Here is a 21,523-nt window from a genome sequence, read left to right as displayed (position 1 = left end):
CACGTATAATTAATTTTGCTCAATTACTTATTCACGACTTGTTTTTTTCAACAAGAACAAAATATAAATAACCAACGACTATTGATTAGTAATTGTTGACTATTGACTAATGAAAATGAAATTGAGTGTTAAAGGCACTGTCGATCAGTGGTTCAACAAAATGGGAAAAAATTCAACCCTTGGTGTAACGGCGTCGATTTTGTGGTTGACGATGGTTGGCTGGATAGCTTTTGTGTGGAATTTGGGCAATATTGGCTTGATTGATGAGACAGAGCCACTGTTTGCAGAAGCTTCCCGCCAGATGTTCATTACAGGTGATTGGATCACCCCATTTTTTAATGGTGACACTCGTTTCGATAAACCTGCTTTAATTTACTGGTGTCAGGCGATCGCCTATGCAATTATTGGAGTGAATGAGTGGGCTGTACGTCTTCCTTCTGCCATCGCTGCATTTGGTTTAGTTTGTTTAGCTTTTTACACTGTGCAGTGGTATTTAGCTAAACAAGATGAATTAGAGCAAGTCTCACGTCCCACTCGCCGCTACTTAATCTCCTTTTTAGCAGCAGCCCTCATGGCCCTGAATGGGGAAACAATAATTTGGGCAAGAACCGGTGTTTCTGATATGTTGCTCACCGGCTGCATAGCATCAGCTTTGTTGTGTTTCTTCCTGGGATATGCTAAAGGGGGGAGCAAAAGAGCAGGGGAAGAAAGAATAAGTAATGCCCCAATCCCCAATAACTGGTACTTAGCTACTTATGTATTAACTGCTGCTGCAATTTTAACTAAAGGCCCGGTGGGAATCGTCTTACCAGGGCTAATTGTCATTGCCTTTTTGCTTTATGTGGGCAAGCTGCGAGAGGTCTTTCGAGAAATGCGCTTGTTCTTAGGTATACTGATAATTTTTGGTTTATCAGTACCCTGGTATGCATTAGTGATTTGGCGTAATGGCTGGAATTATATTAATGCTTTTTTTGGTTATCACAATATAGAAAGGTTTACAGAAGTAGTAAATGGTCACTCAGCACCTTGGTATTTTTACTTTATAATCGTGTTGCTGGGCTTTGCACCATATTCTGTATATCTACCTGTAGCACTATTTAGACTGAAATTTTGGCAGCGATCGCACTGGCGCTCTCAACAACGTTTTCAACAATTAAGTTTATTTGCTGGTTTCTGGTTTACTGGCGTCTTTGGTTTTTTTAGCATTGCTGTTACCAAACTTCCCAGCTACGTATTGCCCTTGATGCCAGCAGCCGCCATCCTCGTGGCATTATTGTGGAGCGATATTTTCCAAGCAAAAAGAGAACGGGGAAATGGAGTAGACAACGGAGAGACGAGAGAAAATTCTCCCTTGTCTCCCACCCTGCGGGAAACTAAAGCTAAATCCCCCTTCCTCCTCTGGAGTGGCTGGGTGAATGTAGCATTTTTATCAATTCTGGCAACGGCACTGTTTAACATCACCCATATATTAGGAAGCGATCCAGCGATAACCAACTTCCACGAACTAATTAAACAATCTGGTTTACCAGTTATTGGCGGCGTAATTTGGTTTGTTTGTGCTGTTTTGGTTGCAGGATTATTACTGAGTCGTCGCTGGAACTGGATAATCAGTGTCAATGTACTCGGATTTGTAGCGTTTTTAATTTTCGTTTTGACGCCTGCTTCATTTTTTATCGATCGCGAACGTCAATTACCTTTAAGAGAATTGTCTGCAACTATACAAGAAGTCAGGCAACCCAATGAAGAATTGGTTATGCTTGGCTTTAAAAAACCGAGCGTAGTATTTTATAGCCAAACTCACGTTAATTATTTCAGATTTCCCCAAGAAACTCTAGAACATCTGCAAAACCAGGCAGCCAAAGGTCTCAAACCACCTTCGCTACTGTTGTTGGCCGAACAGAAAAAACTTCTGCAAATGGACTTACAGCCAGATGATTACAAAAATTTATCCACCAAAGGTGCTTATAATTTGATTCGCATTCCTTTTTTCAAAAAGAAAAACGAAAAAATGGACATATCGTAATTGGGCATTGGGCATTGGGCATTGGGCATTGGGCATTGGGCATTGGGCATTGGGCATTGGGCATTGGGCATTGGGCATTGGGCATTGGGCTCCAGGGGCTTCAGGGGCAGAGGGGAAAAACTCATCTCCCCAACTCCCCAACTCCCCAGCTCCCCAGCCTCATCTCCACATACCCCATGCCCCATGCCCAATTAACATTTTTCATTCTGACTGTTGATAGCTAAAGCTTGATTAATTTGGTTGAGTAAATCTTCCATTGAAATAGATCGCGGTAATATGCGAGTGGCGATCGCACTCACAATAGTTTCCACTGAATCCAATCCATTTTTCTTTTGTCTATCAATTTCGCTGTCACCTATCTCAGGCTGAGAAATACTTTCGGGGCGATTCAATGGCTGGTTTAGTACTAAAATTGGTGGTAATTCTAAAGGCGAATCTCCTAATGTTTTCAAGGCTTTGAGTACGTCTTTGTGGATAGCTGATTCTCCTAAGCAAATTAATAATAAGTCCACGCTTTGATGACGAATTTGCTGTAAAACTTCTGCCCAACAAGGACTCATGGCTGCTTTGAAACCTGCTGTTTGCAGGTATTGAATTAAAGCTTGAAACCACTCCGATCCTCGTTCAGGTGTTTCACTAGTGATGGAGGAATTTCTTGCTGTACGATAACCTTTGGCTTGTTTGCCTCTTGCCTGTGGTAAATCGCGCAACATAGTTAAATCTACTACTAAAATGTTGGGAGGGCAGCAAACACCGGAAGCAATTTGCAGTACTGATACTAAAGCATCTGTTTTTTCACTAAAAGTGCTGCTATCTTTTCCTAATGGTGTTAGGTAAGGAAATACAGATAATCCTGGTATTTGTGAGGCTTTGAGGGTGGTTGCCACATCGCAAGTAACCAAGGGTATGGTGGCCAAGCGTGGATGTTGAATTAGTTGTTGCAAATAATTTTGGGCAATACTACTTTCAACATCGAGCAAAATTACATCAAATTGCCATACCCGCGCCAAGAGTTCTGCCTGATCTAAATCATCAACTTCAATTACCCGATGTTCTCGCAGTGACGAGTGGGCATTGACGGATTCAAATTCAGGATTCACTAATCTGAGAATTCGCAGTGGTGTTTTAGTTGAAAGACTGGGGTTATTGTCTGACCCTAGCAGTGAAACTCCTTGCGGAGTACATAATTTTTCTAGGAGTGGCGTCAACACCTGATATTCTACTGGCAAGCTTAAAAAACCATCGGCTCGGTTGGCAAATGCTTGCTCTTTTTCTGCTGCGGTTGCCGTCAAAACTACAGATATATGACGAGTTGCGCTGTCAGATTTGAGTAAGGTCAGCACATCCCAACCTGAGAGCAAGGGTAGCAACGGATTGAGAAATATCGCTATTGGTTGCAAGCGTCGAGCTTTTTCTACTGCTTCTGTGCCCGATCGCGCAATCACTACGCGATATCCCAAACTTTTAAGTTGTTCGGTTAAATCTTCAATATATCTGGCTACTGCTTCCACTACTAAAACTAGCCGTTGGGAACTAGCGGTATGATACTGCGGGGAGTTAGCGACATGCTGACGGCCTGCTGTGATAATGTCTGGTGTTTGTGTGTCTTCTGTGGTTTCCAGATCTGGCTCTGAAAAACCTGCCTTTGGGGGACTGGGGGGTAGCAGCAGTGTGAATTGGCTACCTTTACCTTCGCGAGATAAAAAGCTGACATCTCCACCGTGGAGGCGAGCCAAGGCGCGAGTTAATACTAGTCCCAAACCTGTGCCTTCAAACTGGCGGGTGAGGGGGTTTTCTAGTTGTTGGAATTTTTGAAAAATTAAATGTTGCTGGTGTTCGGGAATACCGATGCCTGTATCCCAAACTGTAAAAGCAATCCATCCTTCCCAACGACTCACCCGCAACCCAATTTCCCCTGATACTTCAGTGAATTTAAAGGCGTTGGAAAGCAGATGAATTAGCATTTGGCGTAGGCGTAATTCATCGGCAACAATTTGGTCTAAACCTGGTTCAATGGAAAGGCTGAATTGGGGAGCAGAACCACGGGTATTTAGACTTGCAGGTGTAACTGTGGCTTTGCCGCTTTGAGTGTGAATGGCTTTGGCCTCAGATAAAGCGCGATCGCACACTGCCCGAATTTTCACTGGGGCTAGTGTGAGTTCCATTTGTCCAGTCTCCATCCTGGTCAAATCTAAGATGTCATTCACCACACTCATCAGATGGCGGCCGCTTTGATGAATTAGTCCTGCATAACGAGCTTGACGTTCGTTGAGTTCTCCCAACTGTTGATCTACTAACAATCGCGATAAACCCAAAACCGCAGTCAGGGGAGTTTTTAGTTCGTGACTAATACAAGCTAAAAACTCATCTTTCAAACGATTTAGTTGAATTAAATCGGCATTTTTGGCTGCGAGTTCTTTGCAAAGCTGCTGCTGTTCGGTGACATCAGTGGCTAAAACTAACCACAAATCACTGTTGAGTGGCATTCCCGATTCAGCACTCATCACCTTCAACTCTGGACTATCTAAGGGAATTTTGGCAAATTGCCAAATTCGTTCCTGACCATTTTGCACTTCCACAACGCAGGTGCAAGTACCTGGTTGGCTATCCAAAAAGCAGCGACTTGATGTGGTTTCTGTGATTGTCTCTTGTTCTCTGAGGTTGTTAAGAGTCGGCAAGCATGATTGGGGCATTGGTTCGCTTCTGAGGGATACCCGTGGCGTTGGTTGTTCTTCACCACCATTGGGATGAACTTTGATCCCTCGTTGCTTGATGTATTCTGGTTTCTTGGGTCGGACGGGGGTTAGTATTGCTTCTACCTGTTGTCTAACTCCTTCTGGGTCTTTTAAAACTCCCAATTGCTGCCACCAAGCTGGATTTTTGGCTACGACTTCGCCAGTACTGGTTTCCAACATTAAAGGCCAAGGCAATGTTTCTAGCAACTTCACCAGTGGCTTTTGAATTAGCTGGGGTTGATTTGGCATCTGTGCTGGAGGAGCGTATTGAGTGAGCGAGCCGGCCATTTTTTCCTGAGCGAGCGATCGCAATAACCGTGAGGTATCCACTAGTCCCAAATATTTCCCGTCGCAGTCAATCAATGCCCAATCCAAATTTGGCTGTTTTTGAGCTTGTTGTTGAGACAAACGCCAATTCAATTGCTCTACACGCTCAGAAACTGGTATTGTCTGTATTGGTTCGATGAGAGTTTCCTCCCAAAGGGAAATTGATTGCTGTAAATTTAAATTTTTATCGTCACTATGGCCTAATAATTTTTGGATTAAACGGGCAGAGTACAGCAATCCGATTGGGTATTGCTGTTGATTGACTATTACCAAGCGATCGCACTGCTCTTTTTCAAAAATCTCCAGCACCACTGCCAGAGTACTTGTTTGGGGGCAGCTAGGTACGGTTGCTTGAAAGTCATAAAGCGGGTAATCTAGCATTGACATAAAGCTTTGGGGGTTATTCTTCCTGCGGAAACCTCTGGCATTCCCATCTGCCACCTGCCGATGTTCTTTTCGCCTGAAGCTATATCCTCTCAGAAGACTCATATAAGCAATTTTGGTTACGATTTCAACGCCATTAAAACAATGGGACTTACACTCACGGACACTTGCTAGCGTCCGACCTGGAAAACAGAGGCAACCTTTCTTTTTAGTGCTCCTCATTTCTAGCAAATAGCCTCACCAGTGTCTTACTGGTATTTAAACTCCTCATCCATAGCCACAGCTAAAACAATTATGGCTCTAAAGATTCGCTTTAGAACCTTGAGGAATTATAATGATTTAGAATGCGACATTCCTTTAAGTTCGTTTAAGTATCTTATCAAGGAGCAAAACAAAAAAGTCTATCTATCTGTATACATATATATGCATATACAAACAAATAATAAGTTCCCGATACATACCTCATCTAAAACCTACTCAGCCCTACCACTCAGTCGCTGCACGAGGTTGTTGAGTGATTAGAATTATCTGTTGACACAGAGCGTTATTTTGGGGTGAAACCACAAAATTTACTGCACCCACAGCATTACCCTAGAAGCGTTTGCCACAATTATCAGCCCACGCTTCTTGGTCAAATCGATAGAGTAGATAGATAGACAATAAATGTTATTACCTATATTGATTTTGCAACGCGATGTTAACAAATATTTAAATAATCCAGCTAATTTAACCAACGAAAATGGTGTAATTGCTTGGATGTGTAAATTTATTTCCGGCATTTTTGGTCAATTTGATTATTCACCTGTTGCTGTCACTACCTCTGGAACAATAAATTATTCACTCAATTGGTTGCAGCGCCATCCAAGTCCACCAGATAATGGGCAGTATTTCTATGTATTTGCCAGCCACTCACAAAAAAGGCAACAGGCTTTTCAGCAGATGACTCAAGGAGAGCGTCAAGAATTACTAGACCAACTCAAGTCGGATTATGGCGAAATTCTCATAGATTACTTTACCACAGATAAAACTCTTAAAGAAAAAATTGACAAATTTATCAATACTATATTTTATGCTAATATTCCTGTGCCCCAAATTATCGAAATTCACATGGAAGTAATAGATGAATTTTCCAAACAGCTAAAATTAGAAGGAAGGAGCGATGAAGCATTAATGGATTATCGTTTGACGTTGATAGATATACTGGCTCATTTGTGCGAAGTCTATAGATCTTCGATTTCCAAATAAATTAAATTTATCAATGTTTAAATCAGCACAAACAAAAGCTGTTAGTTACTCCCAATGCACGACGCATCTTGTATTTCTCTTGTGATAATTAGCCTGTAACGATATGAATAAAGCCAGAAAGACCTATGTTCTCAAGCTTTATGTAGCAGGGAACACCCCTAATTCAGTACGGGCACTAAAAACACTCAAAAATATATTAGAACAGGAGTTTGAAGGTGTTTATGCTTTAAAAGTGATCGATGTGCTGAAAAGCCCGCAACTAGCCGAAGAAGATAAAATATTGGCTACTCCAACACTATCTAAAATTTTGCCGCCACCAGTTCGTAAAATTATCGGCGATCTTTCAGATAGAGAGAGAGTATTGATTGGGTTAGATTTACTTTATGAAGAATTAAGTGAAGAAGATTTTACTGAATAAAAAACAGGAGTCAGAATAAAGAATTCAGAAGATTCTATCTACAAAAGAATGAGAGTTTTAATAAGAAATAATTTTTAAATTTTTCCTACGCCAGAGGCAAGGTTTGAAACTGATATTCAGACGCTTACCGACACGGCAAAATTGTGCGATCGCCGAGTTATACTCAAATTGATACTGAATTCTGCATCCTGAGTTCTGAATTATTCTTCAGGGCAAATTGCATCCAACGTGTTAATAATAAAAAGAGGGTTTTCCACCCATTTGTTATCAAGCAATGAGTCAAAACGAGCAACTAGAACCAAAAAAGCCGCCGTTAATTGGGGGTGTAGAAAAAATTCGCACGATGATCGAGGGGTTTGACGATATTAGTCATGGAGGATTACCCATTGGTAGAACTACCTTGATTAGCGGCACCTCAGGTACGGGTAAAACTTTATTATCTCTTCAGTTTTTGTATAACGGTATTACCTACTTCGATGAACCAGGAGTATTTGTTACCTTTGAAGAATCCCCCAGTGATATTATTAAAAACGCTCATATTTTTGGGTGGAATTTGCCACGACTAATCGAAGAAGGCAAGTTATTTATTCTCGATGCTTCCCCCGATCCTGAAGGTCAAGATATCGTTGGTAACTTTGACCTTTCTGCACTGATTGAGCGCTTGCAATATGCCATTCGTAAATATAAAGCTAAACGAGTTTCCATAGACTCAATCACTGCGGTGTTTCAACAATATGAAGCAATGGGAGTGGTGCGTCGGGAGATTTTTCGTCTGGTAGCACGCCTCAAACAACTCAGCGTCACCACTGTAATTACCACTGAACGCAGCGAAGAATATGGCCCCGTTGCTTCCTTTGGAGTCGAAGAATTTGTTTCTGATAATGTCGTAATTGTTCGCAACGTTTTAGAAGGAGAACGCCGCCGTCGCACAATTGAAATTCTCAAATTGCGCGGTACAACTCACATGAAAGGCGAGTATCCCTTCACAATTACTAATGAAGGAGTCAATATCTTTCCATTGGGGGCTATGCGCTTGACTCAACGTTCTTCTAATGTCAGAGTATCTTCTGGTGTTAAGACCTTAGATGAAATGTGCGGTGGTGGTTTCTTCAAAGATTCAATTATCTTAGCCACAGGAGCTACAGGAACAGGCAAAACCCTATTAGTAAGTAAATTTATTCAAGATGGTTGTCTCAATGGAGAACAAGCAATTTTATTTGCTTATGAAGAATCACGCGCCCAATTGTCTCGCAACGCTTACTCTTGGGGAATTGATTTTGAGGAACTAGAACAGCAAGGTTTACTCAAAATAATCTGTACATATCCTGAATCCACTGGCTTGGAAGACCACTTACAAATAATTAAATCAGAAATCGCTATTTTTAAACCAGCTAGAATAGCAATTGATTCACTCTCAGCATTAGCTAGAGGAGTAAGTAATAATGCATTTCGACAGTTTGTAATTGGTGTTACTGGTTATGCCAAACAAGAAGAAATCACTGGTTTCTTTACTAACACAACCGACCAATTTATGGGATCGCATTCAATTACAGACTCTCATATTTCCACGATTACCGATACAATTTTGATGTTACAGTACGTAGAAATTCGCGGCGAAATGTCGCGGGCAATTAACGTATTTAAAATGAGAGGGTCTTGGCACGATAAGGGCATTCGCGAGTATAATATCACTGCTGATGGGCCAGAAATTAAAGATTCATTCCGGAACTACGAACGGATTGTTAGTGGTGCTCCTACTCGCGTTAGTATCGACGAAAAGGCGGAACTTTCTCGGATTGTTAAACGTTTTGAAGATAAACAGAGTTCCGAATCCTAAATTTAGTATCGTAGTATATTCATTCCTAAATTTAGTATCGTGCTATATTCTGTGGTGAAGAAAGGTTTTCTGCCGCTAGATTGATTTTCGTGTGAGGGGATGCGGTGAAAGGACAGCAATTATTCCATAGCTTCTTGCCTGGTGTGACAGCAGCGGTCTTAACAACTCAGCCTGCTTGGGCTGATACTGTAAAAGTCAGTGGGGTACAGCTGGCATCTTCTCCAAGTGTTTCGACCTCTACCTATGGTCAAACCTTGGTTGTAGATTTCATGAATACGCAATTGCCGAAAACAGCAAATGTTAGTATTCCAACCCTATTACCTGCTCCTGGTTTTAGTAAGTTTAGTGTGAAGCCTTTAAGTAATAACAGTATTCCAGTTTTTATGGCTGGAAATACTAATGTGTCAATAGAACAAGTAGCTCAAAAAGATAAAGTTAGACTTTTGAATTTAACGCCTACCTCTGGTTCTTCCCAACAACCAGATATCAAGCGTTCTACCGAAAGCAACAACAAACAGAGCAATTTAAATCCCTATTGGCAGAAATTAAAGAAGATAGTAGTTCCTGACTACACTTCTCAACCTGCATCTGCTCAAAAAGAAATTTTGTCCTTGTCTGCTTCACAGCAGCCAGTGGTTCAAAAGATAAATACCGTTACTCAGTTGCAGACATTTTTACAGACTTCGCCTACAGGTGCAGGGACAGCAAAACTGTTGTCAGCAGAAGGCTGTCCGCAACAAAACTTGACAAAAACCACAACTGATTTGGCTGCTTTGCTGGTGACCTCAAACACCTGCCAACAAAAAAATCCTGTGGAAAAACGTGTGGCTCAGAGTGAGACTATACCTCCCACAGATTCGACACCAACTCCCACTGTGCCAGGAAGCGTTACTCCTGTACCTGCTGGTTCGACACCAACTTTGCCAGGAAGCGTTACTCCTGTACCCCCAAGTCAAGTGGAAATTCCAGAGAAACTGATTCAAAATGCTAATCCTCTGCAATTTCCTACCAAAACTGAGGAAGTGACAGTCCAGGAAAATCAGCCGATTACTTTGACACAGGCTCTAGAATTAGCACGGCGTAACAATCGGGATTTACAAGTGGCTTTATTGGAGCTACAACGCAGCCGATATGCCTTAAAAGAGGCGGAAGCTGGTTTATTGCCGACTCTTGGGATTAGTGCGGATCTGACTCGCAGTCAATCTTCTAGTAGCCAGCTTCAGCAAGAATTAAGCGGGCCAAACAGTTTAAGCTCCACAGATGAACCAAACACAAGTTTTTCTGGGCAAGCACAACTGTCCTATGACCTGTATACCTCTGGATTGGGTAAAGCCCGTAGAAACGCCGCTAGGGAACAGGTACGCTTCAATGAGTTGGCTGTAGAAAGTCAGTCCGAGGAAATTCGCTTGAATGTGACGACTGACTACTACAATTTACAACAATCGGACGAACAAGTACGTATTGCCCAGTCCGCTGTACAGAACTCAGAGGCTAGTTTGCGCGATGCAGAAGCTTTAGAGCGAGCTGGGGTTGGTACGCGGTTTGATGTGTTGCGATCGCAAGTGAATTTAGCAAACGCCCAACAAGATTTAACTAATGCCAGATCCCAGCAAGCAATTGCCCGTCGTCAGTTGGCTACTCGGATCAGTTTACCCCAGGGAATAAACATCAGTGCCGCCGATCCCGTACAATTGGCTGGTCTTTGGGATTTGACATTAGAAGAAAGCATCGTGCGAGCTTTTCAAAATCGCCCAGAACTCCAACAACAGTTAGCACAACGTAATATTAACGAACAACAGCGCCGGCAAGCCTTGGCAGAACTCGGCCCACAAATTAGTTTGGTAGCCAGCTATGACTTGCTAGACCAGTTTGATGATAGCGTTAGTGTTACAGATGGTTATTCCTTTGGAGTGCGAGCCACCCTAAATTTGTATGATGGGGGAGCAGCAAGAGCGAGAGCATCTCAGCAGAAAGTGAATATTGCGATCGCAGAAACTCAATTTGCCGAACAGCGCAACCAAATCCGCTTTCAAGTAGAACAAGCCTTTTCTAACCAGCAATCTAATTTGGAGAACGTTCAAACCGCTAATACCGCTTTAGAACAAGCCAGGGAAGCTTTACGTTTAGCACGTTTGCGATTCCAAGCTGGTGTAGGTACTCAAACTGATGTGATTAACTCTGAAAACGACCTAACAAGAGCTGAAGGTAATCGAGTCACAGCAATCTTAGATTACAATCGTGCTTTAGCTCAATTGCAAAGGTCTGTTACCCTCAGAGGACTACGGTAGTTACCCAAAACTCAACCGCATAACTTCAATTGAGTAGCCTTTCTGATGAAAAGTCTCCAAAAGCCTCATTTTTCAGTAATTCAACTGGGAAATGGGGCTTTTTGCTAAAAATTGGGAATGGGGCATGGGGCATGGGGCATGGGGCATTGGGTATAGGACTTACGCAAAAGTATGAATAAACTAACCGCAAAGACGAGGCAGTGCGTTGGGCGGGTTCCCCGACTTGAAGCAACTGCCGTGCAAAGGGCACGAAGTTATAAGAGTTTGAGAGAGTTTTTGCGTAAGTCCTAGGGTAGAGATGTAGCTTTAGCTTCTCTTTCAGAGACGCTAGCGCGAACCCGCAGGGTGGGAGGTGGGGAGATGGGGAGATGAGTTTTTCCCATTTGCACCTAGAGCCTAGACCTCTTGCAATCAATTGCTTTTTACACTCTTGTGGGGAAAGGGAAAATACCAAACCTTTCCCCCTTTCCCCTTGCCCTTTTCCCGACTTCTCTTAGAAGTCTCCTCTTGTGCCCAACGCCCAATTTTCACGTGAAGTGTCAAAATTGAACTAACATAACTGAGTGTGCGATCGCTCGCCTTGTCAAAGACTCATGACTAAAGTAACATCCAAAGAAATTGCACAGTTTCGCTCTCAATTGGCAGACGATCCCAGCGATATGGAAGCCCTGGATTTGATTGAAGACTGTGATGGAGATTTAGAAGACGCTGCGATGACACTAGCTATCCGTGCGGGACAACAACCAGAAAGAGCAAATTCTGAATGGTTAGATGCTTTGGCTAGAAAATGGCGTGCGGTCATTTGCGAACAAGAATTTCGGGAAGATTTACTCAATAGTTCCCTTGGGACGATGATGGAACATCTCAAAACAACGCCCACATTTCCCAAAATCTTGGCAACGCCTGTTTTAATTTATGTCCTCAAGCAAGGGGTGAATAATTTTTGTGAGCCACTGGATTCGTTAAAGTAAAAGGGATTGGGGATTACAGATTGGGTAATCAGCATAAAAGTGAGTAGGGAATCGGGAGTCGGGAGTGGTGAAACCTTTGCCGATGGGCAAATCCTACTAACTCTAAACTCCAAACTCCAAACTCCAAACTCTTAACTCCTAACTCCAAACTCCAAACTCCTAACTCCTAACTCTTAACTCCAAACTCCTAACTCCTAACTCCAAGACTGATACCCTGTTAATTAGGGCAAAACTTTTAGAAAAGTGTTGTAGTATCAATGAATTACCTTGTTGCCGTATTACCAGACCGCATTCAAGCTGAAGCTGCTTACTTAGCTTTAGAAAAAGAAGCCATAAAAAGTACCATCTTGGGGAAGGGATATAAAACTGCTGATGAGTTTGGCTTAATTGACCCTAAAGACCAAGCCAAAAAGCAAGCACGGCTGATGGCAACTTGGCTGATACCATTTGGTTTTTTTGCGGGTTTTACCTTCAGCCTGATTACCGGTTTGCACACTTTTGCCTGGGCGGGTGAAATTGGCAATCACATTGTTGGCGGACTGTTGGGTGCTGCTAGTGGTGCTATGGGTGGTGTGTTTGTCGGTGGCGGGGTTGGTTTGTTGGTAGGTAGTGGTGATGCTTTACCCTACCGTAACCGATTGGATGCGGGGAAATACTTAATTGTAATTCAAGACTCTGAAGTTGTGACTCGTCAGGCAACTAAAATATTAAGGCAATTTGAGCCAGAAAATATTCAGGGTTATGCGGACACAAGTAGCGTGTAGCAAATGAATCCAAATAAAATGGGAATTAAAGTTAGAATCTATTTAAGTAAAGGGCATGGGGCATAGGGCATAGGGCATTGGTAAAAGATAAATGACTAATGACTAATGATTAAGCGCAAAGTCTGAGCGGAGGTTTCCTCCGCTCAGAACTTTGTAAGAGATGACTAATAACTAATGACTAATTCAGAATGTTGCCACGAGAAGAACTTTTAAAGGGTGTTGAAAATCGGGATAGTGTAGCTCGTGTAATTGACCAAGCAGAGCAAGCTATTAAAACTTGGGAAGTAGTTGTGACGGATTTTTTATCTCCTCCAGAATTGGCGGAAATTCAACGAGTATTTAGCCGATTAACAGAGGTGCAATTAGTGGTATGGGGTGGATATCCGCAAGCTGAACGCCAAAGAATAGCGATCGCTCGTTCGGAACTGCCGTTAGATGCATCTCAAGTCAGCCTTATAGCACTAGAAATTGCTGGTAATTTCTTGTTTGATACCGCCACTCACCGGGACTTTTTAGGTGCAATGCTGGGGACAGGAATTGTGCGTGAAAAGACAGGAGATATCATTGTTTTGGGAGAAAGAGGAGCGCAGGCCATTGTTGCACCAGAGTTGGCAGAATTTTTGTCAATGAATCTTAAACAGGTGCGATCGGTTCCTGTGAAAACTCAACCAATTGAGATTACGGAATTAAAAGTTCGAGAACCAAAGAAAAAAGAATTAACTACTGTGGAAGCTTCTTTGCGATTAGATGCGATCGCCTCTGCTGGTTTTGGTATGTCCCGCAGTAAAATGGTTGATTTAATTGACTCTGGTGATGTGCGCGTCAATTGGAAAGAAGTAACTCAAGCTAGTTCTCAAGTTAAATCAGGTGATTTAATCGCTATTCGGTCTAAAGGACGTTTAGAAGTTGGAGAAATTGCTGTTACTAAAAAAGACCGTTACCGCGTCCAACTAACTCGGTACATGTAAATAGAACTAGCAATTTTCAAAATAATTGGGAAAGATGGATTCACTAAACCTAAATTCAAAACTTTATTCCCAATCGAAAATCCAAAATTGTATTATGTTTTAAACCTTTTTGCCAAAATATTCAGCAGAATTTTTCGCGGTACTAATCCAGCTAATATACTTCTAATTTGAGTGGCAACATCACCAATAATAACCGTAGGCTGCCACTCTTCTAAAGCTTTTAGAGATTCGCGAACTACTTCTTCAGAGGAATAGACTGTTTCTGTACTTCCTGCTAAAGCTGGAGGAAAATTAGCTTCTGTAAAAAAATTTGTTTCGATTGGCCCTGGACAGGTAACTAAAATACGCACACCATATTGACGATTTTCTGCCCACAGTGCTTGACTAAAGCTAAGAATAAAAGCTTTACTAGCAGCATAAACAGAAAGATATGGTATCGGTTGAAATCCAGTAATTGAGGATACGTTAATAATACTTCCAGAACGACGTTGCCGCATTATTGGTAGAAATTTATGAGTTAAATCTACCAATGCCAAAATGTTTAACTGTACAATTTTAACTTGTCTTTCTCTATCTGATTCAGCAAAGTCACCATAGGAACCAAAACCAGCATTGTTAATTAATAAATCAATGGTTAATCCCTTTGATTGTATCGCATCAAATACAGCAGCAGCGGCATTAGGTTCTGTAAGGTCTTTAGCGATAACATCTACTTTAACTTGATATTTTTCTTTGAATTTTTTAGCTAATTGGTTGAGTTTATCTTCAGAACGAGCAACGAGGACAAGATTTGTTTCGCGTGCAGCTAATTCCTCGGCAAAAGCTTTACCAATACCACTAGAAGCACCAGTAATTAAAGCAGTTGACATTATAAATATTCAAATAACTTTTAGCATTTTTTAAATATTAGCCATAATACATATAAATTTTAACTACCAAAAGTTATATACCTCAAAGATTAAAACTAACATCCAGTCATGAATAAGCTATTAGGCTTTTAAATTGCACAGTGTTTCATGGAGTTAACCGCTGACGACCAACACGAAACAAGGTGTCACTTCAATGCAGGGCTACCATTGTTCAGCCCAATAGATAATTTCTGAGGCAGAACTATTAATTGCAACGCCATAGCTATCTCCATGATTCCATTTGAAACCAGGTTTACCTCTATCTGTTGCATTTAAAACTAATATTTCATATTCATTTGTAAAAGTACCCTCAGAAGAATCATTGGTGTAGAAAAAAGTTGTTGGCACACCGTTTGGTTGATTTATATGGTCGTTTGTGTCGCCTCCTCGATATTGATATTTGGCATTATTTCTATATTGTGAAAGTAGTTTTTTAATTTTTTCTGGAGACTGCTTCAATCTGATTTGAAAAAAACTGCCTCCTTGTAAAAATCCAGGAGAGTAAGCCATGCGAATATCTTTAGCATCTGTGGGGATTTGATTCGGAAAATGTTTTACATCCTCAAAGTCATACCATAATTGATTGCGAATTTCTTGATAGCGCGTTGTATCAGTGATAATTTCAGGTTCGCTACTATTGCTAAAAGCTTTTCTGAGGAAAAAACTTCCTCCGACAATACCGAGACTGCCAAGGGAAAATAGAACTATCATGACAGCTTGGATTATATGCGAGCGCTTCATTGAGTTGGGTATGTGTAATTTTTACAGCGATATACCCAACTACTAAACTATATTCGTACTATTGCGGATATTATATTAGAGATATTAACGAAAAATTTGCGTACTGACGGTGAATTTTAATTTTTTGTAAAATTTTTATGAAGATGGGGATACTTACTTAGTCAAATACCGCAGGTTATTTTGATTTAAATTATGGCAATCTGGTTTGATTTTTGAAAAAATCTGAGTAGATGTAAGGTGTATTTTCGCCAACCACCAGACAGAGGTAGGCAGATATTTATAACTCAGCAGACTAGGAAACGTTCTAAAATTAATCTCACAACTATCTTTTGTTTTTTCAATTCTTCCTGATGGAGTAGAAGCTATAGCGGAATATATAAATAGTAGATGCACCTTAATTAAATCACAGCCCTCAGCTTTAAACTGGGGGCTTTATTTATTGTTGATAACTTTTATTCGCTAAAATTAAAATTTTCTGAAAAAGTTCAATTTGCCCGGATAGAGCAAGAATATAAAAGGATTAATAAATGGTAGATGCACCTTAATAAATTTTTCGCCCTCAGTTTCAAGCTGAGGGCTTTATTTATTAGACCTCTTGCAATCAATTGCTTTTTGCATTCTTGTGGGAAAAGGTTAAAGGTTAAAGGGGAAAGGTTAAAGGGGAAAGGGAAAATACCAAACCTTTCGCGCTTTTACCGACTTCTGTATGAAGTCTATATTTTGATAATTTTTTGAAAAATAAAAATTCCGGAAAAAGATAATTTTTCCGGAGGAAACAATAATTAAACTGGATTAATAAATGGTAGATGCACTCTAATAAATCACATAAGTCTTAGCCCTCAGCCTTGGGGTTGGGGCTTTTATTATTTAAATATAGATGGTAATAAACTGGGAGCTAACCAGAAGGCATAACCAATAAATCCAAATAGTAAAGTAATCATGCCCGTAATGGCGTAGCTGATACAAATTAATAAACCATCAGATTCGATGGTAGCAACAGTTAAAAGTAAAATACCTACAGTGGGAATGGGATTTGTAAACGGAATTGGTGATATTAGTAATATTGTTAACCACGTGATACAAAAGCCATTGATTCGCCAAGTCAAAGGATTATGAGCTATTTTTCTCAATCGGGGACGGGTGATTTTCTGTAAAACTTTCGTCAAACGTCCCAAGTTTTGTAAAAGTAATTCTGCAAAGGGACGAGGAAATTTATAGTTAGCGATTCTTTTTGGCAACCAAGGCGATCGCCTTCCTAAAAGCATTTGCACTGACAACAGCAAACAAGCACCACCAAAAGGGCCAGTTAATCCCGGTGGCATGGGAAACAAAAACGGCAAAACTAATAATGCAATCACTAGGCTAAAACCTCGTTCTGAGGTTTCAGCCAGAATATCACCTAGAGTCAGAGGTTGTTCGGCTAGGCGTTGTAACAACGATTTTATATCTTGAGAAAATCTCAGATGCATTTGGCGTCAGTTAATGCTTATTATTCAGAGGGAGTGGCTACCGGAGTAGGAAGTGGAAGAGATGAGGAAAATAACTCCAAACTCTTAACTCTTAACTCCTAATTTCCAACTCCTAACTCTTATAATCTTCACCTATGCGGGTACTAAAACAGCTACAGCTTTAGGTATAACTCGGAAATGGGCGGGTGTGTAAGTAGTGATTTCACCATCTGTATTAATAGGACGTGGTTTGCGAGTAGACAATAGTATTTCTTGACCTTGATGAGAACGTACACTTTGCCAATGTATATGCCGCCCTTGTCTCATCGCAGGTAATAATAAGATAATCTGCCACCAATGTTGAATTTCTAAGCTATAAAGATCCAGTCTTTGGTCATCTATGGCTGCGTCATCTGCCACTGCCATGCCACCACCGTAATAACGACCGTTACCTACGGCTATTTGCACTGTTTTCACACGAATTGATTCACCATTAATGGTAATCTCAGCCCTAAAAGGTCTAGATGACCAAATCACTTGCAATGCAGTGGCGGCGTAAGCAAATACTCCCCAACGGCGTTTAGCTTCTTTGGTAAGTCGTTGGGTAATTTTGACACTCAATCCCAAACTCGCAACATTAAAAAAGTGCTTGCCATTTACCCAACCTAAATCAATGCGGTGTAAATTTCCCTGGGCAATAATATTACAAGCTTCATTCAGAGAGTTGGGAATTTTTAAAGTTCTTGCTAAATCATTGGCAGTTCCCAAAGGCAAAATTCCCAAGGGTAACTGAGTTTCAACTAAAGCATCCACCGCAGCATTAAGAGTGCCATCGCCGCCACCAATTATTACTAAATCAACTTGATGTTGATAGCGAAGTATGACTTCATAAAGTTGTTTCGGATGTTCTGTAGACTCTTCAATTAAAATAAAGCCGAGTGTCTTCAAATAATCAATTGCTTCAGACAAACCCTTTTGACCCTGGCGGGCATGACGATTTACTAATAGCAGTGCGCGGCAACTCATGGTTAGTACCTTTTGTAGTTAATATTTCCAAGTATCCGCATTTGTTGACTCAGCTTAATTTTAACTATTACAAAATTTTTTCTATCGATATTAATTATATTGTTAGATCTGGAATTTTTTTGCTTCTATTTTGTCTAATTTAACTTTATCAGCTATTAATATTTTAATAATCAGTGCAGAGAGTGATGATGGCAACTCCAACTACACACTGAGGAATTTTTGCATAAAGCCTTAAAGCTATAGGAATTCGGTTTGATATCTGAAATGATTTACGTAGTCTGGCAAAAGGCAACAAGGCAACAGGCAAAAGGGTTTCAGAGAATATAGATGTACGGAGTCATTTTACAAAATCAAATAGAAGTTTTATACAAAAATTGTTGTCATAATTTTGTAGTATCTCAGGAACAAATAGCATAGTAGTGTTATCTATATGACTAGTGCCTGAATCTACCTGGTTTTAGGCAAGGTATAAAAGCGTTGGCAGAGTTTTCTGTGGTTGGAAAATTGTTATGCGAAGTCCAAAAAATAAATTATTCCAGTTAATGTGTTGATTGTTGACTGTTGAGTGTTAACTGTGAACCGTCAGCAGCGAACAATCTTCTATGGAATATTTTTTTACTTGGAAGTTCCTATTTCTTCTAATTGACTAAATTAATTGATAAAAAAAATCATGAATTCATCAATGCATCGAATTAAATTTTGGGTACTTTTTCCACTTACCCTAATATTTGGTTGTTCAGATCAATTGCTTCAATCTAGTCCCACCGTCGCCAACTCTCAGCCAGCAGTGACTAAAGAAAATAGCCCGACTTTGTTAGCAAAAGCCACTTATCTTTCACCACTGGAACAACAGGTAATTGCGGAAACAAATAAAGTCAGAACAAATCCCCAGGCATATGTGCCGATTTTGGAAAACTATCGCCAGCGCTTTCAAGGTAACCGAGTCAAAATTTCTAATAATACTTATTTAGTAACTCAAGAAGGAGGAAAAGCAGTCGATGAAGCGATCGCATTTTTGAAATCAGCACGTCCTGTAGGTGCTTTGAATCCATCCCAAGGTATGTCTTTAGCTGCAAAAGACCACGTTAAAGACCAAGGGCCAAAAGGTGCAACAGGTCATGATGGTAGCGATGGTAGCAATCCTTTTACTCGTATTAATCGGTATGGTAGATGGCTGATAACCGCAGGTGAAAATATCAGTTATGGGCCAAACACCGCCCAAGATATCGTCATGCAATTAATTATTGATGATGGTGTGCCCGATCGCGGTCATCGCAAAAACATTTTTAACGGCAATTTTAAAGTCTCTGGTGTAGCTTTTGGAATTCACAAATCATATAGAACAGTTTGTGTCATTAACTACGCTGGTGGTTATCAAGAAAAGTAGAGACGTTGCAATGCAACATCTCTGTAAATTCATTTGGGATATTCTGCACGTAACTGATTAACCACCCGATCTAGCCCCACTGAGTGGGCGGCTTTGAACAGTACAAGATCTCCTGGTTGCACAAATGTCTTCAATCTGGCCACCAATTCGCCATGAGTTGCAAAGCACTCCGATGGAATTCCGTCAGCACTTTTGGCTATTGTTTCGGCGTCTTCTCCATCCACCAACACCAACAAGCCGTCTAAATTCAACTTTTGTACTGTTTCTCCCACTCGTTGGTGCAACTGTTGGGAGCGTTCTCCCAATTCTTTCATTGCACCCAACACGGCAATTTTGCGTTTTCCTGGTGTGTCTGCCAATAATTGCAATGCTGCTAACATCGCTTCTGGTGCAGCATTATATGTCTCATCTAAAATTACCACGTCATTGGGCAAATTAAATCGCTGCGATCGCCCTGTGGGCATATCCACTGACACACCTGCTTTTAAACTCCCCCAATCAATTCCCAAAACCTTTGCCACTGCCAAAGCCGCTAGAAAATTACTCGCATTGTGACTCCCAGGTAACGGTAAAGGGATTTGCATTCCTGCGACTTCCACAGTTTCGTTATCAATCAACACTCCTGAGACATCGCCACCAGAAAAACCGTAAGTTATGACTTCTCCTGTCCAAACTTTCGCCGCCGTAGCCATTAATAGGGGATTGTCGTAATTCAGAACTGCCACACTATCAGCAGGCATTTCGGCTAATAACTCACATTTTGCCTCAGCGATCGCTTCTTCGGAACCCAGTAACTCAATATGTGCCGTCCCCACATTGGTAATCACTCCGATGGTGGGATGTGCTATTTGTGTGAGTTCGGCAATTTGTCCCCTACCGCGCATCGCCATTTCAATCACGGCGTAGTCATGTTCTGTACTCAGTTCTAAGAGAGTTTTCGGCACACCGATTTCGTTATTGAAATTGCCATAAGTTTTGTGAACTGCTTTTTTGGTTCCTAAAACTGCGGCAATTAATTCTTTAGTCGTAGTTTTACCTACGGAACCTGTAACACCAATTACAGGAATATCAAAGCGATCGCGCCACCATCTGCCAATTTGTTGATATGCCTTAAGGGTATCTTGAACCTGCAATACAGGAAAACCAGGGTTTTCGTATGCCGAATCTACAATTGCAGCGATGGCACCCCTAGCAATGGCTGTTGGCACAAATTTATGTCCATCAAATTTATCGCCTCGTAAAGCCACAAACACTTCACCCGGCTTGAGGATACGTGTATCTGTTTGTATACCGTTACTTACTTGTATTAAATCAGTTTCGTATAAGTTTAAAGGATTGGCCGAAAGCACTTCGACCAGTTGAGTAAGGGTGGCAGAACAAGGCATAAATAAAGGTTCAAATTTATAAAATCGAATTATGACACAATCCGGTTGATAGTGCTTCTGGTTACAACAATTTTCAGTTAAGCTGTTGCTGTTGATGGTTCACTGTTGACTGTTAACCGTCAACAGTCAACACTCGTCAGTCATCAGCGAACAGTAATATGGTTGAAAATGCTAATCAAACGACAGCTTTAACACAGCAGTGGCTGACAGAAATTCAGACACTCAAACAGCAGTTAATAGAACTCCAACAAGACCGGGATGCAGCTTGGGAAAGTGCCCAAAAATGGCGTCAGCTATACAATAAAGAAGCAGAACAACGACGCACAGATGCTCAATTATCCCAACAAGCGATGGCATCTCTCAAGGCAGATTTGCATAAACTCCAAGGTATTGAAGCAGGGACACTGGCTGCTACACCAGTGACAGCGATTCAAGAAGAAATAGCCCAATTACAATCTGTAGAGGAATTGCAAACTAAACTCATCGCTGCAATTCAAGAACGCGATCGCCTGTTGCAAGCTTTGAAAATAGAACAGGAAAACCACACTCAAACTCGCAAAAGTCTTACCACCGCCTTGGGTGATGCCATCGATAGCTTAACACGGGAGCGGGCAGGGAGATGAGGGAGAGGGGGGAGATGGGGAGATGGGGAGATGGGGAGATGGGGG

The 21,523-nt window shown here is 41.2% G+C and carries 17 protein-coding genes; 10 read left to right on the top strand and 7 right to left on the bottom strand.

Annotation, left to right across the window (positions count from 1 at the left end; genetic code table 11):
- Positions 1-109 precede the first annotated feature (109 nt).
- Positions 110-2,023, top strand: a complete 1,914-nt coding sequence (locus tag VF06_RS36330; RefSeq protein WP_099068320.1) for an ArnT family glycosyltransferase — start codon at positions 110-112, stop codon at positions 2,021-2,023.
- Here the strand turns inward: VF06_RS36330 and VF06_RS42225 are convergent.
- Positions 1,963-2,208 (bottom strand): hypothetical protein, encoded by a 246-nt coding sequence (locus VF06_RS42225; RefSeq protein WP_180267856.1) that lies wholly within the window; start codon positions 2,206-2,208, stop codon positions 1,963-1,965. The two genes, VF06_RS36330 and VF06_RS42225, sit on opposite strands and share 61 nt — an antisense overlap.
- Positions 2,209-2,214: 6 nt before the next feature.
- Positions 2,215-5,472 (bottom strand): ATP-binding protein, encoded by a 3,258-nt coding sequence (locus VF06_RS36320; RefSeq protein WP_099068322.1) that lies wholly within the window; start codon positions 5,470-5,472, stop codon positions 2,215-2,217.
- Positions 5,473-6,132: 660 nt separating this feature from the next.
- Between VF06_RS36320 and VF06_RS36315 the strand changes: the two genes are divergently transcribed.
- The 7 genes from VF06_RS36315 (at position 6,133) to VF06_RS36285 (ending at position 13,960) form a co-directional block, all read left to right on the top strand.
- The gene (locus VF06_RS36315; protein WP_099068323.1) at positions 6,133-6,714 is read left to right on the top strand and encodes a KaiA family protein; all 582 of its coding nucleotides are present in this window, start codon (positions 6,133-6,135) and stop codon (positions 6,712-6,714) included.
- A 103-nt stretch (positions 6,715-6,817) separates the two neighbouring features.
- Positions 6,818-7,132, top strand: a complete 315-nt coding sequence (gene kaiB, locus VF06_RS36310) for a circadian clock protein KaiB (RefSeq protein WP_073642657.1) — start codon at positions 6,818-6,820, stop codon at positions 7,130-7,132.
- A gap of 274 nt (positions 7,133-7,406) precedes the next feature.
- Positions 7,407-8,969: a circadian clock protein KaiC gene (gene kaiC / locus VF06_RS36305; protein WP_099068324.1), complete on the top strand. Its 1,563-nt coding sequence runs from the start codon at positions 7,407-7,409 to the stop codon at positions 8,967-8,969.
- Between the two features lie 104 nt (positions 8,970-9,073).
- Positions 9,074-11,257 (top strand): TolC family protein, encoded by a 2,184-nt coding sequence (locus tag VF06_RS36300; RefSeq protein WP_099068325.1) that lies wholly within the window; start codon positions 9,074-9,076, stop codon positions 11,255-11,257.
- A gap of 593 nt (positions 11,258-11,850) precedes the next feature.
- Positions 11,851-12,228, top strand: coding sequence for a hypothetical protein (locus tag VF06_RS36295; protein WP_099068326.1), 378 nt, complete (start codon positions 11,851-11,853; stop codon positions 12,226-12,228).
- Between the two features lie 257 nt (positions 12,229-12,485).
- Complete coding sequence (locus VF06_RS36290; protein ID WP_099068327.1) at positions 12,486-12,992, top strand: hypothetical protein; 507 nt, start codon at positions 12,486-12,488, stop codon at positions 12,990-12,992.
- A gap of 188 nt (positions 12,993-13,180) precedes the next feature.
- The gene (locus VF06_RS36285; RefSeq protein WP_099068328.1) at positions 13,181-13,960 is read left to right on the top strand and encodes a photosystem II electron transport protein, Sll1252 family; all 780 of its coding nucleotides are present in this window, start codon (positions 13,181-13,183) and stop codon (positions 13,958-13,960) included.
- Between the two features lie 92 nt (positions 13,961-14,052).
- On the opposite strand, the gene VF06_RS36280 is transcribed toward VF06_RS36285, so the two are convergent.
- The 4 genes from VF06_RS36280 to VF06_RS36265 form a co-directional block, all read right to left on the bottom strand.
- Positions 14,053-14,829: an SDR family NAD(P)-dependent oxidoreductase gene (locus VF06_RS36280; protein ID WP_099068329.1), complete on the bottom strand. Its 777-nt coding sequence runs from the start codon at positions 14,827-14,829 to the stop codon at positions 14,053-14,055.
- 201 nt (positions 14,830-15,030) lie between these two features.
- A complete protein-coding gene (locus tag VF06_RS36275) occupies positions 15,031-15,579 on the bottom strand; it encodes a hypothetical protein (protein ID WP_099068370.1) in 549 nt (182 codons plus the stop codon).
- A gap of 893 nt (positions 15,580-16,472) precedes the next feature.
- On the bottom strand, positions 16,473-17,078 hold the full coding sequence (locus tag VF06_RS36270; protein WP_099068330.1) for an exopolysaccharide biosynthesis protein: 606 nt from the start codon (positions 17,076-17,078) through the stop codon (positions 16,473-16,475).
- A gap of 132 nt (positions 17,079-17,210) precedes the next feature.
- Positions 17,211-18,083, bottom strand: coding sequence for a lipid kinase (locus VF06_RS36265; RefSeq protein WP_099068331.1), 873 nt, complete (start codon positions 18,081-18,083; stop codon positions 17,211-17,213).
- A 682-nt stretch (positions 18,084-18,765) separates the two neighbouring features.
- On the opposite strand from VF06_RS36265, the gene VF06_RS36260 reads away from it, so the two are divergent.
- Positions 18,766-19,470 (top strand): CAP domain-containing protein, encoded by a 705-nt coding sequence (locus tag VF06_RS36260; protein ID WP_099068332.1) that lies wholly within the window; start codon positions 18,766-18,768, stop codon positions 19,468-19,470.
- A gap of 29 nt (positions 19,471-19,499) precedes the next feature.
- On the opposite strand, the gene VF06_RS36255 is transcribed toward VF06_RS36260, so the two are convergent.
- A complete protein-coding gene (locus tag VF06_RS36255; RefSeq protein WP_099068333.1) occupies positions 19,500-20,855 on the bottom strand; it encodes a UDP-N-acetylmuramoyl-tripeptide--D-alanyl-D-alanine ligase in 1,356 nt (451 codons plus the stop codon).
- A 158-nt stretch (positions 20,856-21,013) separates the two neighbouring features.
- Here VF06_RS36255 and VF06_RS36250 point away from each other — a divergent pair, with 158 nt between their 5' ends.
- Complete coding sequence (locus tag VF06_RS36250; RefSeq protein WP_099073496.1) at positions 21,014-21,478, top strand: restriction endonuclease subunit S domain-containing protein; 465 nt, start codon at positions 21,014-21,016, stop codon at positions 21,476-21,478.
- Positions 21,479-21,523: the final 45 nt, after the last annotated feature.

Source organism: Nostoc linckia z4 (genome assembly GCF_002608075.1).
GTDB lineage: Bacteria > Cyanobacteriota > Cyanobacteriia > Cyanobacteriales > Nostocaceae > Nostoc > Nostoc linckia.
This window is presented reverse-complemented; position numbering and strand designations above follow the sequence as displayed.

Coding starts and splice junctions, on each gene's coding strand:
- VF06_RS36250 (WP_099073496.1), top strand. CDS start 21,014: ATGGTTGAAAATGCTAATCAAACGACAGCTTTAACACAGCAGTGGCTG.
- VF06_RS36260 (WP_099068332.1), top strand. CDS start 18,766: ATGCATCGAATTAAATTTTGGGTACTTTTTCCACTTACCCTAATATTT.
- VF06_RS42225 (WP_180267856.1), bottom strand. CDS start 2,208: ATGGGGCATGGGGTATGTGGAGATGAGGCTGGGGAGCTGGGGAGTTGG.
- VF06_RS36270 (WP_099068330.1), bottom strand. CDS start 17,078: ATGCATCTGAGATTTTCTCAAGATATAAAATCGTTGTTACAACGCCTA.
- VF06_RS36315 (WP_099068323.1), top strand. CDS start 6,133: ATGTTATTACCTATATTGATTTTGCAACGCGATGTTAACAAATATTTA.
- kaiB (WP_073642657.1), top strand. CDS start 6,818: ATGAATAAAGCCAGAAAGACCTATGTTCTCAAGCTTTATGTAGCAGGG.
- VF06_RS36330 (WP_099068320.1), top strand. CDS start 110: ATGAAAATGAAATTGAGTGTTAAAGGCACTGTCGATCAGTGGTTCAAC.
- VF06_RS36285 (WP_099068328.1), top strand. CDS start 13,181: ATGTTGCCACGAGAAGAACTTTTAAAGGGTGTTGAAAATCGGGATAGT.
- VF06_RS36295 (WP_099068326.1), top strand. CDS start 11,851: ATGACTAAAGTAACATCCAAAGAAATTGCACAGTTTCGCTCTCAATTG.
- VF06_RS36290 (WP_099068327.1), top strand. CDS start 12,486: ATGAATTACCTTGTTGCCGTATTACCAGACCGCATTCAAGCTGAAGCT.
- VF06_RS36275 (WP_099068370.1), bottom strand. CDS start 15,579: ATGATAGTTCTATTTTCCCTTGGCAGTCTCGGTATTGTCGGAGGAAGT.
- VF06_RS36280 (WP_099068329.1), bottom strand. CDS start 14,829: ATGTCAACTGCTTTAATTACTGGTGCTTCTAGTGGTATTGGTAAAGCT.
- VF06_RS36320 (WP_099068322.1), bottom strand. CDS start 5,472: ATGTCAATGCTAGATTACCCGCTTTATGACTTTCAAGCAACCGTACCT.
- kaiC (WP_099068324.1), top strand. CDS start 7,407: ATGAGTCAAAACGAGCAACTAGAACCAAAAAAGCCGCCGTTAATTGGG.
- VF06_RS36255 (WP_099068333.1), bottom strand. CDS start 20,855: ATGCCTTGTTCTGCCACCCTTACTCAACTGGTCGAAGTGCTTTCGGCC.
- VF06_RS36265 (WP_099068331.1), bottom strand. CDS start 18,083: ATGAGTTGCCGCGCACTGCTATTAGTAAATCGTCATGCCCGCCAGGGT.